The 14,491-nt window shown below is 70.1% G+C and carries 15 protein-coding genes; all 15 read left to right on the plus strand.

Features of this window, described 5'->3' with window-relative positions; all coding sequences use genetic code 11:
• Window positions 1-172: 172 nt before the first annotated feature.
• The 15 genes from rpsD (at window position 173) to nusB (ending at window position 14,330) form a co-directional block, all read left to right on the plus strand.
• Window positions 173-787 carry a 30S ribosomal protein S4 gene (gene rpsD, locus ADK65_RS03550; protein WP_053668303.1) on the plus strand — a complete coding sequence of 205 codons (615 nt, stop codon included), beginning with the start codon at window positions 173-175 and terminating at the stop codon, window positions 785-787.
• A 179-nt stretch (window positions 788-966) separates the two neighbouring features.
• Window positions 967-1,407, plus strand: a complete 441-nt coding sequence (locus ADK65_RS03555) for a DUF948 domain-containing protein (RefSeq protein ID WP_053668304.1) — start codon at window positions 967-969, stop codon at window positions 1,405-1,407.
• Between the two features lie 9 nt (window positions 1,408-1,416).
• On the plus strand, window positions 1,417-1,767 hold the full coding sequence (locus tag ADK65_RS03560) for a hypothetical protein (protein WP_053668305.1): 351 nt from the start codon (window positions 1,417-1,419) through the stop codon (window positions 1,765-1,767).
• Window positions 1,767-4,439, plus strand: coding sequence for an alanine--tRNA ligase (gene alaS, locus ADK65_RS03565; protein ID WP_053668306.1), 2,673 nt, complete (start codon window positions 1,767-1,769; stop codon window positions 4,437-4,439). Before ADK65_RS03560 ends, alaS begins: the two co-directional genes overlap by 1 nt.
• A gap of 16 nt (window positions 4,440-4,455) precedes the next feature.
• A complete protein-coding gene (gene ruvX, locus ADK65_RS03570; protein ID WP_053668307.1) occupies window positions 4,456-4,920 on the plus strand; it encodes a Holliday junction resolvase RuvX in 465 nt (154 codons plus the stop codon).
• A gap of 121 nt (window positions 4,921-5,041) precedes the next feature.
• Entirely contained in the window at window positions 5,042-6,754 is a 1,713-nt protein-coding gene (gene mltG, locus ADK65_RS03575) for an endolytic transglycosylase MltG (RefSeq protein ID WP_053668308.1), read from the plus strand.
• Window positions 6,735-7,574 carry a shikimate dehydrogenase gene (locus ADK65_RS03580; RefSeq protein WP_053668309.1) on the plus strand — a complete coding sequence of 280 codons (840 nt, stop codon included), beginning with the start codon at window positions 6,735-6,737 and terminating at the stop codon, window positions 7,572-7,574. Before mltG ends, ADK65_RS03580 begins: the two co-directional genes overlap by 20 nt.
• 51 nt (window positions 7,575-7,625) lie before the next feature.
• A complete protein-coding gene (locus ADK65_RS03585) occupies window positions 7,626-8,036 on the plus strand; it encodes a hypothetical protein (RefSeq protein ID WP_053668310.1) in 411 nt (136 codons plus the stop codon).
• 142 nt (window positions 8,037-8,178) lie between these two features.
• Window positions 8,179-9,363, plus strand: coding sequence for a chorismate synthase (aroC, locus tag ADK65_RS03590; RefSeq protein ID WP_053668311.1), 1,185 nt, complete (start codon window positions 8,179-8,181; stop codon window positions 9,361-9,363).
• Window positions 9,360-9,875, plus strand: a complete 516-nt coding sequence (locus ADK65_RS03595; RefSeq protein WP_053668312.1) for a shikimate kinase — start codon at window positions 9,360-9,362, stop codon at window positions 9,873-9,875. Before aroC ends, ADK65_RS03595 begins: the two co-directional genes overlap by 4 nt.
• Window positions 9,872-10,963 (plus strand): 3-dehydroquinate synthase, encoded by a 1,092-nt coding sequence (gene aroB, locus ADK65_RS03600; RefSeq protein ID WP_053668313.1) that lies wholly within the window; start codon window positions 9,872-9,874, stop codon window positions 10,961-10,963. Before ADK65_RS03595 ends, aroB begins: the two co-directional genes overlap by 4 nt.
• A 162-nt stretch (window positions 10,964-11,125) precedes the next feature.
• Entirely contained in the window at window positions 11,126-11,977 is an 852-nt protein-coding gene (locus ADK65_RS03605; protein ID WP_078955795.1) for a Pro-rich N-terminal domain-containing protein, read from the plus strand.
• A 180-nt stretch (window positions 11,978-12,157) separates the two neighbouring features.
• Window positions 12,158-13,273 carry an aminopeptidase P family protein gene (locus ADK65_RS03610; RefSeq protein WP_053668315.1) on the plus strand — a complete coding sequence of 372 codons (1,116 nt, stop codon included), beginning with the start codon at window positions 12,158-12,160 and terminating at the stop codon, window positions 13,271-13,273.
• Window positions 13,274-13,326: 53 nt separating this feature from the next.
• Window positions 13,327-13,893, plus strand: a complete 567-nt coding sequence (efp, locus tag ADK65_RS03615) for an elongation factor P (protein ID WP_031138970.1) — start codon at window positions 13,327-13,329, stop codon at window positions 13,891-13,893.
• 2 nt (window positions 13,894-13,895) lie between these two features.
• Entirely contained in the window at window positions 13,896-14,330 is a 435-nt protein-coding gene (gene nusB / locus ADK65_RS03620) for a transcription antitermination factor NusB (RefSeq protein ID WP_053668316.1), read from the plus strand.
• Window positions 14,331-14,491 lie beyond the last annotated feature (161 nt).

The following is a 14,491-nucleotide window of genomic DNA, read 5'->3' on the forward strand; positions in this document are numbered from 1 at the left end:
ACCCCCCGTCCTGGGACGGGACCGGCCGGTGGGCCACTCGCGTGCTGCACGTATGTGCCCAGACCAGGGAGCGGCTGCCCACCCGGGCCCGACAGGGTTCCAGGCGGGTTTCCCCGGCTGCGGATGCGACCTCCCACAACCCTGACAAGCCGATACGACGAAAGCGAAAACAGTGGCGAACCAGTCCCGCCCCAAGGTCAAGAAGTCGCGTGCCCTCGGCATCGCGCTGACCCCGAAGGCCGTCAAGTACTTCGAGGCCCGCCCCTACCCCCCGGGTGAGCACGGCCGCGGCCGCAAGCAGAACTCGGACTACAAGGTCCGTCTGCTCGAGAAGCAGCGTCTGCGCGCGCAGTACGACGTGTCCGAGCGCCAGCTCGTCCGCGCCTACGACCGTGCCTCCAAGGTCCAGGGCAAGACCGGTGAGGCCCTGATCATCGAGCTGGAGCGCCGTCTCGACGCCCTGGTTCTGCGTTCGGGCATCGCCCGCACGATCTACCAGGCCCGCCAGATGGTCGTCCACGGCCACATCGCGGTCAACGGCAAGAAGGTCGACAAGCCCTCCTTCCGTGTCCGTCCGGACGACGTCGTGCAGGTCCGCGAGCGCTCCAAGGAGAAGACCCTCTTCACGATCGCTCGTGAGGGTGGCTTCGCCCCCGACGGTGAGACCCCGCGCTACCTCCAGGTGAACCTCAAGGCCCTGGCCTTCCGCCTGGACCGCGAGCCGAACCGCAAGGAGATCCCGGTGATCTGCGACGAGCAGCTCGTCGTCGAGTACTACGCCCGCTGATACACGGCAGGCACGCGGTACCCCGGCCCGCCGTCTCCCCGCCCCTGTGGGCGGGCGAGGCGGCGGGCTTTCGCGATCACCCCGGGGCCGGAGGGTAATCCGGTACGGAGCGCCACCCCCGGCGCGATAGGCTCGTCGCACGACTTTTTCGATGTTCAGGCACGTTTTTCAGGGAGCGGGTGCACACAGTGTCCGGTGGAGAGGTTGCCGGAATCCTGGTGGCCGTCTTCTGGGCGATCCTGGTCTCCTTCCTCGCCGTCGCGCTGGCGAGGGTGGCCCAGACGCTCAAGGCGACCACCAAGCTCGTGGCGGACGTGACCGACCAGGCCGTCCCGCTGCTGGCAGACGCCTCCGCGGCGGTGCGCTCCGCGCAGACCCAGATCGACCGGGTCGACTCGATCGCCTCCGACGTCCAGGAGGTCACGTCGAACGCCTCCGCGCTGTCGACCACCGTCGCCTCCACCTTCGGCGGCCCCCTGGTCAAGGTCGCGGCCTTCGGCTACGGCGTGCGCCGGGCCCTCGGCGGCGGCAAGGAGGACGTGCCCGCCAAGGCGTCCAGGCGTACCGTGATCGTGGGCCGCACGGTCAACCGGCGCAGCGCCCGAGACAAGAGGGACTGAGAGCCAGCGATGTTCCGCCGTACCTTCTGGTTCACCACGGGCGTCGCCGCCGGTGTGTGGGCCACCACCAAGGTCAATCGCAAGCTGAAGCAGCTGACCCCCGAGAGCCTTGCCAGAACCGCCGGGAACAAGGCGATCGAGGCCGGTCACCGCATCAAGGACCGTGCCGTGGGCTTCGCGCTCGACGTCCGGGACAACATGGCCGTGCGGGAGGCAGAGTTGGGCGACGCCCTCGGAATCAACGAGAACCCCGAACTTCCCGGCCCCCGGCGCTACGCCGCCATCGAGAACCGCAGCAACCCGAAGTCCGTCGACGGCGACTGGACGACGTACTCGTACAACCGGAATGAGGACCACTGATGGAGTCGGCTGAGATTCGCCGCCGCTGGTTGAGCTTCTTCGAGGAGCGCGGTCACACCGTCGTCCCTTCGGCGTCGCTCATCGCGGACGACCCGACTCTGCTCCTCGTCCCGGCCGGCATGGTGCCCTTCAAGCCCTACTTCCTGGGTGAGGTCAAGCCGCCCTTCGCCCGTGCCACCAGCGTCCAGAAGTGCGTGCGCACGCCGGACATCGAAGAGGTCGGCAAGACCACCCGGCACGGCACGTTCTTCCAGATGTGCGGCAACTTCTCCTTCGGCGACTACTTCAAGGAAGGCGCCATCAAGCTCGCCTGGGAGCTGCTCACCAGCCCCCAGGACAAGGGCGGTTACGGCCTCGACCCCGAGCGCCTGTGGATCACCGTCTACAAGGACGACGACGAGGCCGAGCGCATCTGGCACGAGGTCGTCGGCGTGCCGAAGGAGCGCATCCAGCGCCTCGGCATGAAGGACAACTACTGGTCCATGGGCGTCCCCGGCCCCTGCGGCCCCTGCTCCGAGATCAACTACGACCGCGGCCCCGAGTTCGGCGTCGAGGGCGGCCCCGCCGTCAACGACGAGCGGTACGTGGAGATCTGGAACCTCGTCTTCATGCAGTACGAGCGCGGCGAGGGCATCGGCAAGGACAACTTCGAGATCCTCGGCGACCTGCCGAGCAAGAACATCGACACCGGCCTCGGCCTCGAGCGCCTCGCCATGATTCTGCAGGGCGTGCAGAACATGTACGAGATCGACACCTCGATGGCCGTCATCGACAAGGCCACCGAGCTGACCGGCGTCCGCTACGGCGACGCCCACGACTCGGACGTCTCCCTGCGCGTGGTCACCGACCACATGCGCACCTCCGTCATGCTCATCGGTGACGGTGTCACGCCCGGCAACGAGGGCCGCGGCTACGTGCTGCGCCGCATCATGCGCCGCGCCATCCGCAACATGCGCCTGCTCGGTGCCACCGGCCCGGTCGTTAAGGACCTGATCGACACCGTGATCGGCATGATGGGCCAGCAGTACCCCGAGCTCATCACCGACCGCGAGCGCATCGAGAAGGTCGCCCTCGCCGAGGAGAACGCCTTCCTCAAGACGCTGAAGGCCGGCACGAACATCCTCGACACGGCCGTCACGGACACCAAGGCCGCCGGTGGCACCGTCCTGCCCGGCGACAAGGCCTTCCTGCTCCACGACACCTGGGGCTTCCCGATCGACCTCACCCTGGAGATGGCCGCCGAGCAGGGCCTGTCCGTGGACGAGGACGGCTTCCGGCGCCTGATGAAGGAGCAGCGGGAGCGCGCCAAGGCCGACGCCCAGGCCAAGAAGACCGGGCACGCCGGTGCCGGTGCCTACCGTGAGATCGCCGACCAGGCCGGCGCCACCGACTTCATCGGCTACACCGACACCGAGAGCGAGTCCACGATCGTCGGCATCCTCGTCGACGGCGCCTCCTCCCCGGCCGCCACCGAGGGCGACGAGGTCGAGATCGTCCTCGACCGCACCCCGTTCTACGCCGAGGGCGGTGGCCAGATCGGTGACACCGGCAGGATCAAGGTCGACACCGGTGCCGTCATCGAGATCCGCGACTGCCAGAAGCCGGTGCCGGGGGTCTACGTCCACAAGGGCGTCGTCCAGGTCGGCGAGGTCACAGTCGGGGCCAAGGCCCACGCCTCGATCGACGACCGCCGCCGCAAGGCCATCGCCCGTGCCCACTCGGCCACCCACCTGACCCACCAGGCCCTGCGCGACGCCCTCGGCCCGACGGCCGCCCAGGCCGGTTCCGAGAACCAGCCCGGCCGCTTCCGGTTCGACTTCGGCTCCCCGTCCGCCGTCCCGACGGCCGTGATGACCGACGTCGAGCAGAAGATCAACGAGGTGCTCGCCCGCGACCTCGACGTCCGCGCCGACGTCATGGGCATCGACGAGGCCAAGAAGCAGGGCGCCATCGCCGAGTTCGGCGAGAAGTACGGCGAGCGCGTCCGCGTGGTGACCATCGGCGACTTCTCCAAGGAGCTGTGCGGCGGCACCCACGTGCACAACACCGCCCAGCTGGGCCTGGTGAAGCTGCTCGGCGAGTCCTCCATCGGCTCGGGTGTGCGCCGGATCGAGGCCCTGGTCGGCGTGGACGCCTACAACTTCCTCGCCCGGGAGCACACGGTCGTCGCCCAGCTCCAGGAGCTGATCAAGGGCCGCCCGGAAGAGCTCCCGGAGAAGGTCTCCGCCATGCTCGGCAAGCTGAAGGACGCCGAGAAGGAGATCGAGAAGTTCCGCGCCGAGAAGGTCCTCCAGGCCGCCGCCGGTCTCGCCGAGTCCGCCAAGGACGTCCGTGGCGTTGCTGTCGTGACCGGTCAGGTACCGGACGGCACGACCGCCGACGACCTGCGCAAGCTCGTCCTTGACGTGCGCGGACGCATCCAGGGCGGACGGGCCGCCGTGGTCGCCCTGTTCACTGTCGTGAACGGTAAGCCGCTGACGGTCATCGCCACCAACGAGGCCGCCCGCGAGCGCGGACTGAAGGCCGGCGACCTGGTCCGTACGGCCGCCAAGACCCTCGGTGGCGGCGGTGGCGGCAAGCCGGACGTCGCCCAGGGCGGCGGCCAGAACCCGGCGGCCATCGGTGACGCCGTGGACGCCGTGGAGCGTCTGGTCACCGAGACGGCCAAGTAAGAGACGGGTCGGAAGCATGCGCAGAGGACGTCGACTCGCGATCGACGTCGGGGACGCCCGCATCGGGGTCGCCTCGTGCGACCCCGACGGGATCCTCGCCACCCCGGTCGAGACGGTCCCGGGACGTGACATCCCCGCAGCTCAGCGACGGTTGAAGCAACTCGTCGAAGAATACGAGCCCTTGGAGGTCGTGGTCGGGCTCCCGCGCTCCCTCAAGGGGGGCGAGGGGCCGGCCGCGGCCAAGGTCCGGGGCTTCACCCAGGAACTGGCCCGCATGATCTCCCCGGTTCCGGTAAGACTCGTCGACGAGCGCATGACGACGGTGACGGCCAGTCAGGGCCTGCGCGCCTCCGGCGTGAAGTCCAAGAAAGGCCGGTCCGTCATCGACCAGGCGGCAGCCGTGATCATCCTGCAACAGGCCCTCGAATCCGAACGGATGTCAGGTAAACCACCCGGCGAAGGCGTCGAAGTGGTCATCTGATCGCGATACGGTAACGTTCCGCGCGATGCGGCGGCGTTCGAACAGCCACCGCACAGCAAGAGGCGGGACGGGAGCCGAGCCGGAAGCCGCGCTACCGCCGCCTCGCGGCTCTAGGGGATCGATGACTGAGTATGGCCGGGGCCAGGGCTCCGAACCGTGGCATCCGGAGGACCCGTTGTACGGGGACGGCGGATGGGGCGGCCAGCAGGCCCATCAGGGTCAGCAGTCCGCCTACGACGGCCAGCCGCAGCACTACCCGCAGCAGCCGCAGCACACGCAGTACGGCGACTGGGGCACCGGTGACCAGGCCGCATACGGTCAGCAGCAATACCCGTACGACCAGCACTATGCGGCACAGGCCCACGGCCATCAGCAGTACCCCGGCCAGCAGGACCCTGGACACCACCAGCCCCAGGGCTACCACCAGCAGCAGTACGACACCGGCGGCTGGGCCGGTGATCCCCACCAGCAGGCCTCGTACCCGGGTGATCCACAGGATCCGTACGGCCAGCAGGCCGATGCGTACGGCGCGGGCCAACAGGACTACTACGACACGCCTGAGGCGTATCCACCCGCGGAGCCGTCCGGCCGGCGCGCGGCCGAACCCGCCCCCGAGCCGGAGTGGGACCCAGGCCCGGACCAGGGCGAACACGCCTTCTTCGCGGGCGGTGACGACGATGACGACGGCGCGGAGCCGGAGGGCCGTCGCGGTCGCGACGACAAGCGAGGACGCGGCGGCGGCAAACCGAAGAAGAAGAGCCGTAACGGCATGGCCTGCCTGCTGGTCGCCGTGATCCTCGGCGGCGGCCTGGCAGGAGCCGGCTACTTCGGCTACCAGTTCTACCAGGATCGTTTCGGCGACGCCCCGGACTTCGCGGGTGGGGGCAACGGGCAGCAGGTGACGGTCGAGATCCCCGAGGGCGCGCTCGGTTACAAGATCGGCCAGGTCCTGAAGGACGCGGGGGTCGTCAAGAGCGTCGACGCGTTCGTCGCGGCCCAGCAGAGCAACCCCGACGGCAAGAGCATCCAGGACGGCGTGTACACGCTGCAGAAGCAAATGTCGGCCGAGAGTGCGGTCGAACTGATGCTCAGCCCCAAGAGCCGCGACAACCTGATCATCGCGGAGGGCAAGCGCAACGCCGACATCTACCGGCTCATCGACAAGCGCCTCAAGGTCAAGGACGGCACCACGGCCGCGGTCGCCGAGAAGGACTACAAGAAGCTCGGCCTGCCCGCATGGGCGCTGAACCATCGGAACGTCAAGGATCCGCTCGAAGGATTCCTCTATCCGTCGAGCTACGGCGTCAGCAAGGGGCAGAAGCCCGAGGCCGTGCTCAAGCAGATGGTGGCTCGTGCCACCGCGACGTACGAGAAAGCCGGAGTCGAGAAGAAGGCCGAGAGCCTCGGACTCGAGAACCCGTGGCAACTGGTCACCGTCGCGAGCCTCGTCCAGGCCGAGGGCAAGACGCACGACGACTTCCGGAAGATGGCCGAGGTGGTCTACAACCGCCTCAAGCCCACCAACACGGAGACCAACCAGCTGCTCCAGTTCGACTCGACCTTCAACTACCTGAAGAACGAGAGCAACATTCACATCAGCGAGTCCGAGATCAACAGCAACAAGGACCCGTACAACACGTACACCAACAAGGGCCTGCCGCCGGGCCCGATCGGGAATCCCGGGGATGTCGCGTTGCAGGCGGCTCTGAACCCCACGAAGGACGGTTGGATCTACTTCGTGGCGACCGATGGTGTGAGCAAGACCGAGTTCGCCAAGACCCATGCGCAGTTCCTGAAGTTGAAGGAAAAGTTCGATGCCAGCTCGGGCAACTGACGCCCGCCGTGCCGGAGTGCTCGGCAGCCCCATCGCCCACTCCCTCTCCCCGGTGCTGCACCGCGCGGCGTATGCGCAACTGGGGCTGAGCGGCTGGTCGTACGACCGCTTCGAGATCGACGAGGCGAAACTGCCGGGCTTCATCGAGAAGCTCGGACCCGAGTGGGCCGGGCTCTCGCTGACCATGCCGTTGAAGCGGGCCGTCATCCCCCTGCTGGACGAGATCAGCGAGACCGCCGCGTCGGTGGAGGCGGTCAACACCGTCGTGTTCACCGAGGACGGCCGCCGCATCGGCGACAACACCGACATCCCCGGCATCGTCGCAGCGCTGCGCGAGCACGGCATCGAGCAGGTGGACTCCGCCGCCATCCTCGGCGCCGGCGCCACCGCCTCCTCCGCGCTGGCCGCGCTGTCCCGGATCTGCACCGGTGAGATCGCCGTGTACGTGCGCAGCGAGACCCGGGCCGCCGAGATGCGGCAATGGGCGGAGCGGCTCGACGTCGCCGTCCGGATCGCGGACTGGGCGGACGCCGAGCAGGCCCTGTGCGCCCCTCTGGTGATCAGCACCACGCCGGCCGGAGTCACCGACGCCCTCGCCCGGTCCGTTCCGGAGCGCCCGGCAGCCCTCTTCGACGTCCTGTACGACCCCTGGCCGACCGACCTCGCCGCCCGCTGGTCGGGGTACGGGGGCGCCGTCGTCAGTGGTCTCGACCTGCTGGTGCACCAGGCCGTGCTCCAGGTCGAGCAGATGACGGGGCGGGCGCCGGCGCCCCTGGACGCCATGCGAAAAGCGGGCGAGCGCGCTCTCGCCGGCCGATAAGATCCGCTCTCGGTTCCGCAGGGGGCGGAACAGGGGAGGGGAACGTCCGTCATGTCCACAGGCCTGCCTCAGGCGTCCGTGAAGTCCCAGATATTCGAGTCCCTGCTGGGGTTCCTGCCCGAGTGGGTGCAGATCACGGTGCTCGCCCTGATCGTGCTCGCCGTCGTGGCGTCCTGGGTCGTCAAGATCAAACGCAAGATCGCCTACCGGCGTGCCCTCCGGAACGGTCAGCCGGTGCACGCCGCCGCCCAGTTTGGGCAGGGGCGCGGCGCGGACTACCTGGGGCAGCACGCGCCTCAGCCGCAGACCCAGCCGGGACAGCAGGGCAGTGGGGCCGACCACCTGGGGACCTACTCCCCGCAGGGCCGGCCCGCGCAGCAGCCGAGCGGCGCCGACTTCCTCGGGGCGTACGCGCCCCAGCCGCGGCGGGGCGACGGTCCGTCCGCGAACGCGTCCGCTTGATGGACCGGCCGCCGGGCAATGAGCCCCGGCGTGGGAGGATCGGAGATGGTGGACCGGGCCGCGCACCCGGTCACGCCGTCGCCGTACGCGACGAGGCGCGTACGCAGGGCAGTCCCAGGGCGCGAGCATTTGAGGAGCACCGTTGAGCAGGTTGCGCTGGCTGACCGCGGGGGAGTCCCACGGTCCTGCACTCATCGCGACGCTGGAGGGCCTTCCCGCCGGCGTGCCGATCACCACGGACATGGTGGCGGACCATCTCGCGAGGCGGCGCCTGGGCTATGGGCGCGGTGCCCGGATGAAGTTCGAGCGCGACGAGGTCACCTTCCTCGGCGGCGTCCGGCACGGCCTCACCCTCGGCTCCCCGGTCGCGATCATGGTGGGCAACACCGAGTGGCCGAAGTGGGAACAGGTCATGTCCGCCGACCCGGTCGACCCGGAGATCCTCGGCGGGCTCGCCCGCAACGCCCCGCTGACCCGGCCGCGCCCCGGCCACGCCGACCTCGCGGGCATGCAGAAGTACGGCTTCGACGAGGCCCGGCCGATCCTGGAGCGTGCCTCCGCCCGTGAGACCGCCGCCCGGGTCGCCCTGGGTGCGGTGGCCCGCTCGTACCTGAAGGAGACCACCGGCGTCGAGATCGTCTCGCACGTGGTGGAGCTGGCGGCGGCGAAGGCGCCCAAGGGCGTGTACCCGACGCCCGCCGACGTCGAGAAGCTGGACGCGGACCCCGTGCGCTGCCTGGACTCCGACGCCTCGAAGGCGATGGTCGCCGAGATCGACCAGGCCCACAAGGACGGCGACACCCTCGGCGGAGTGGTCGAGATCCTCGCGTACGGCGTGCCCGTCGGTCTCGGTTCGCATGTGCACTGGGACCGCAAGCTGGACGCCCGGCTCGCCGGTGCGCTCATGGGCATCCAGGCGATCAAGGGCGTCGAGATCGGCGACGGTTTCGAGCTGGCGCGGATCCCCGGCTCCAAGGCGCACGACGAGATCGTCAGGACCGACGACGGCATCCGGCGCACCACGGGTCGCTCCGGCGGCACCGAGGGCGGTCTGACCACCGGTGAGCTGCTGCGCGTCCGCGCAGCCATGAAGCCGATCGCGACCGTGCCGCGCGCCCTGCAGACCGTGGACGTCACCACCGGCGAGGCGGCACAGGCCCACCACCAGCGCTCCGACGTCTCCGCGGTCCCGGCCGCCGGCATCGTCGCCGAAGCCATGGTGGCCCTGGTCCTCGCGGACGCGGTCGCGGAGAAGTTCGGCGGCGACTCGGTGTCCGAGACCCGCCGCAACGTGACGTCGTACCTCGACAACCTCGCCATCCGATGAGCGGCCCGCTGGTCGTCCTGGTCGGCCCGATGGGCGTGGGCAAGTCCACCGTCGGGCAGCTGCTGGCCGAGAGGCTCGGCGTGTCCTACCGGGACACCGACGACGACATCGTCGCCGCGCAGGGCAGGACCATCGCCGAGATCTTCGTCGACGAGGGCGAACCCGCCTTCCGCGCGATCGAGAAGGCCGCCGTGCACCGGGCCCTCGCCGAGCACGACGGCGTCCTGGCCCTGGGCGGCGGCGCCATCCTCGACGCCGGTACACGCGCACTGCTCGCCGGGCAGCGGGTGGCGTACCTGTCGATGGACGTCGAGGAGGCGGTCAAGCGCACCGGCCTCAACACGGCCCGCCCCCTGCTCGCGGTCAACCCGCGCAAGCAGTGGCGCGAGCTGATGGAGGCCCGGCGCCACCTGTACGAAGAGATCGCCACGGCGGTGGTCGCCACCGACGGCCGGACGCCCGAAGAGGTCACCGAAGCCGCCCTGGACGCACTGGAGTTGAAGGAAGCATGAGCGAGGCAGTCACCCGGATCCAGGTCGGCGGCACCGCGGGCACCGACCCCTACGAGGTCCTGGTGGGCCGGCAACTGCTGGGGGAACTCGGCGGTCTGATCGGCGAGAAGGCCCAGCGGGTCGCGATCCTCCATCCCGAGGCGCTGGCCGAGACCGGTGACGCGCTGCGCGCCGACCTGGCCGAGCAGGGCTACGAGGCCATCGCCATCCAGGTGCCCAACGCGGAGGAGGCCAAGACCGCCGAGGTCGCCGCGTACTGCTGGAAGGCGCTCGGCCAGTCCGGGTTCACGCGCACGGACGTCGTCGTCGGCGTCGGCGGCGGCGCGACCACGGACCTCGCCGGGTTCGTGGCAGCCACCTGGCTGCGCGGAGTGCGCTGGATCGCGATCCCCACGACCGTGCTCGCCATGGTGGACGCGGCCGTCGGCGGCAAGACCGGCATCAACACCGCCGAGGGCAAGAACCTCGTCGGCGCCTTCCACCCGCCCGCCGGTGTGCTCTGCGACCTGTCCGCGCTGGACTCCCTGCCGGTCAACGACTACGTCTCCGGCCTCGCCGAGGTCATCAAGGCCGGCTTCATCGCCGACCCGGTGATCCTGGACCTCATCGAGTCCGACACGGAGGCCGCCCGCACCCCGGCCGGCCCGCACACCGCCGAGCTCATCGAGCGCTCCATCAGGGTCAAGGCCGACGTCGTGTCGTCGGACCTGAAGGAGTCGGGCCTGCGCGAGATCCTCAACTACGGTCACACGCTCGGCCACGCCATCGAGAAGAACGAACGCTACAAGTGGCGTCACGGCGCGGCCGTCTCGGTCGGCATGCACTTCGCGGCCGAACTGGGGCGCCTGGCGGGCCGGCTGGACGACGCGACGGCCGACCGCCACCGCACGATCCTCGAAGCGGTCGGACTGCCCCTGCACTACCGGTACGACCAGTGGCCCAAGCTGCTGGAGACCATGAAGGTCGACAAGAAGTCCCGCGGCAACCTGCTGCGCTTCATCGTCCTCGACGGACTGGCCAAGCCCACCGTTCTGGAGGGACCCGACCCGGCCGTGCTGCTCGCCGCGTACGGCGAAGTCGGGCAGTAAGTCCTCCGGCGCGCCTTCCGCCCGAATTCACCTCACGCGGCGGGCACTTCGGGCCGCCCCCGGCCGTTCACACATCGACGACCGGGGGCGGTACCGTTCGGTGGCGGGGGGATTCCGCCCCCTGTCAGCGCCCATCGCCTGTACGAGACGGAGTGGCACCGGATGCAGCACGCAGTGGGTTCTCCGCTGCCGCCGCCCCATCAGCCGGGGCACGGACCGGCCACGGGCTGGTCGCCGGCCGCACATCACCCGGTCCCGCCGAACGCGGGCGTCCACCAGGGCTCGGTGCCCGCACCCCCGCCGCCCCCGGCGCCGGGGTACCCGGCGCCGCCGCCCGGACCGGCCCCCGCTTCCGCCCCGTCGGCGCCGGAGACCACCGGCCATGTGCCGCTGCCACCCGGCGGCCCCGTCGCCATGCCCATGGCCCCGCCCGCCGCGACGGTTCCCGACCCCGCCGGTACGACACTCGCGGTGCTGCTCATCGGCCCCGCGGGCGCGGGCAAGACCAGCGTCGCCAAGTACTGGGCGGACCACCGCCGCGTCCCCACGGCCCACATCAGCCTCGACGACGTACGCGAGTGGGTCCGCTCCGGCTTCACCGACCCCCAGTCCGGGTGGAACGACAACTCCGAGGCCCAGTACCGCCTGGCCCGCCGCACCTGCGGCTTCGCCGCGCGGAACTTCCTGGCCAACGGCATCTCGTGCATCCTCGACGACGCGGTCTTCCCCGACCGCCCGGTCGTCGGCCTCGGCGGCTGGAAACGCCACGTCGGACCGGGCCTGCTGCCGGTCGTCCTCCTGCCCGGGCTGGACATCGTCCTCGAACGCAACGCGCAGCGCTCGGGCAACCGGCGGCTGTCCGACGAAGAGGTCGCCCGCATCCACGGCCGCATGGCCGGCTGGTACGGCTCCGGCCTGCCGATCATCGACAACTCCCAGCTGGACGTCCTGGAGACGGCGAGAGTCCTGGACGACGTCCTGGCCAGATCGATCGCCAGCCCACCCCAGTGGTGAGCGCCCCATAGGAGCGCGGGGAACTGCGCGACAAGCCCCCCAGACAGCCGCGGACGGCACACGACCCCGCGCGGCACGCACACTCGCCGAACAGCACCCCCACCCACCCGGACACTCCGCCACCGCCCACTCAGACGCCCTCAACCAGCACAAAACCGGCGGAGCTCATACGCTCGGGTCATGTCAGAGGTGTACGCGGCCCGCCGGACGCGTCTGAGGGAATACTGCAACGCGGGCGGCAGCGCGGCGGCGCTGGTCTCCCGCCCCGCCAACGTGCGCTATCTCGCGGGCGCCGCCCCGCCCGGCGCCGTTCTGCTGCTGGGCAGGTCCGAGGATCAGGACCTCCTGGTCTGTGCCGGGCCGACGGCCGACCGCCCCACCCAGGAGCGCCCCGACGAGGCCCTGCGGGTCCACACCCTGCCCGGAGTCGGCGGCGGTGATCCGGCCGTCGCGGCGGCCCGCCTCGCCGTGGGCCAGGGCGCCGACTCCCTCGCCGTGGAGGAGCACCACCTCACCGTGGCCCGGCACCGCGCCCTCGGCTCGGTCGCCCCCGGGCTGCGCCTGGCGGGCCTCGGCAGCGCGGTCGAGCAGCTCAGGGTCGTCAAGGACGAGGAGGAGATCTCCTGCCTGCGCATCGGCGCCGAGATCGCCGACCAGGCCCTCGGTGAGCTGCTGGAGTCGATCCTCGTCGGCCGTACCGAGCGCCACCTCGCCCTGGAACTCGAGCGACGACTCGTGGACCACGGGGCGGACGGACCGGCCTTCCCCACCTCCGTCGCCACCGGCCCGAACTCCGGCCGGCCCGGACACCGGCCCACCGACCGCCGCGTCGAGGAGGGCGACTTCCTCTCCGTGTGCCTCGGCGCGACGTACCGCGGCTACCGCTGCGAGATCGGCCGCACATTCGTCATCGGCACCGCTCCCGCGGACTGGCAGATCGAGCTGTACGACCTGGTCTTCGCCGCCCAGCGGGCCGGGCGTGAGAGCCTGGTACCCGGCGCCGCCTGCCGGGACGTCGACCGCGCCGCCCGCCAGGTCCTGGACTCGGCGGGGTACACGGAGGGCCTCACGGTCCTGACCGGACACGGTGTAGGGCTCGAAATCGACGAGGACCCTCAATTGAGTCCCGCGGCCATGGGTAAACTGGACGCTTGCGTGCCAGTCACCGTCGAACCGGGAGTCCACCTCCCGGGCCGGGGCGGTGTCCGGATCGATGACACGCTCGTCGTCCGCCCCGAGGCGGACGGCGGACCCGAGCTACTCACCATCACGACCAAGGAGCTGCTCGCCCTGTAGCCAGGCAGGTGCGTGCCCCGGGGTCGTACGTCAGTCCAGGAGATTCCGCAACCGTGGCTTCCACGAACGACCTCAAGAACGGCATGGTGCTCAAGCTCGAAGGCGGCCAGCTCTGGTCCGTCGTCGAGTTCCAGCACGTCAAGCCCGGCAAGGGCCCGGCCTTCGTGCGCACCAAGCTCAAGAACGTGCTCTCCGGCAAGGTCGTCGACAAGACCTTCAACGCCGGCGTCAAGGTCGAAACGGCCACCGTCGACAAGCGCGACATGCAGTTCTCCTACATGGACGGCGAGTACTTCGTCTTCATGGACATGGAGACCTACGACCAGCTGCACGTCGACAGGAAGGCCGTCGGCGACGCCGCGAACTTCCTGATCGAGGGCTTCACCGCCACCGTCGCGCAGCACGAGGGCGAGGTGCTCTTCGTGGAGCTGCCGGCCGCCGTCGAGCTCGTCATCCAGGAGACCGAGCCGGGCGTCCAGGGCGACCGCTCCACCGGCGGCACCAAGCCCGCCATCCTGGAGACCGGTCACCAGATCAACGTCCCCCTCTTCATCACCACCGGTGAGAAGATCAAGGTCGACACCCGCACCAGCGACTACCTCGGCCGGGTGAACAGCTAGCCGTGGCTGCCCGCAACACGGCCCGCAAGCGCGCCTTCCAGATCCTCTTCGAGGCAGACCAGCGCGGCGCCGACGTGCTGACCGTCCTCGCGGACTGGGTCCGGCTGTCCCGGTCGGACACCCGGCAGCCGCCGGTCAGCGAGTACACGATGGAGCTGGTCGAGGGCTACGCGACGCAGGCGAAGCGCATCGACGAGCTGATCGCCCAGTACTCCGTCGGCTGGACCCTCGACCGGATGCCCGTCGTCGACCGCAACATCCTGCGGCTCGGCGCCTACGAGCTGATCTGGGTCGACGCGACGCCGGACGCCGTCGTCCTCGACGAGATGGTGCAGCTGGCGAAGGAGTTCTCCACGGACGAGTCGCCCTCGTTCGTGAACGGCCTGCTCGGCCGGCTGAAGGAACTCAAGCCCTCGCTCCGCCGCGACGAGGTCTGAGACGGACCACATGCCGGAGGGCCCGCAGCATCACCGCTGCGGGCCCTCCGGCGTTCCCGGACGTCCTCGGTGCGGCGCAGGGATGTCAGAGCCGCACAACGCCGCCGGGGCGGCCGGGAACCATAAGGTTCCGGCCACCCCGGCGGCACGTTTCTGCTGGA

Source organism: Streptomyces sp. NRRL B-1140 (assembly GCF_001280065.1).
Lineage (GTDB): Bacteria > Actinomycetota > Actinomycetes > Streptomycetales > Streptomycetaceae > Streptomyces.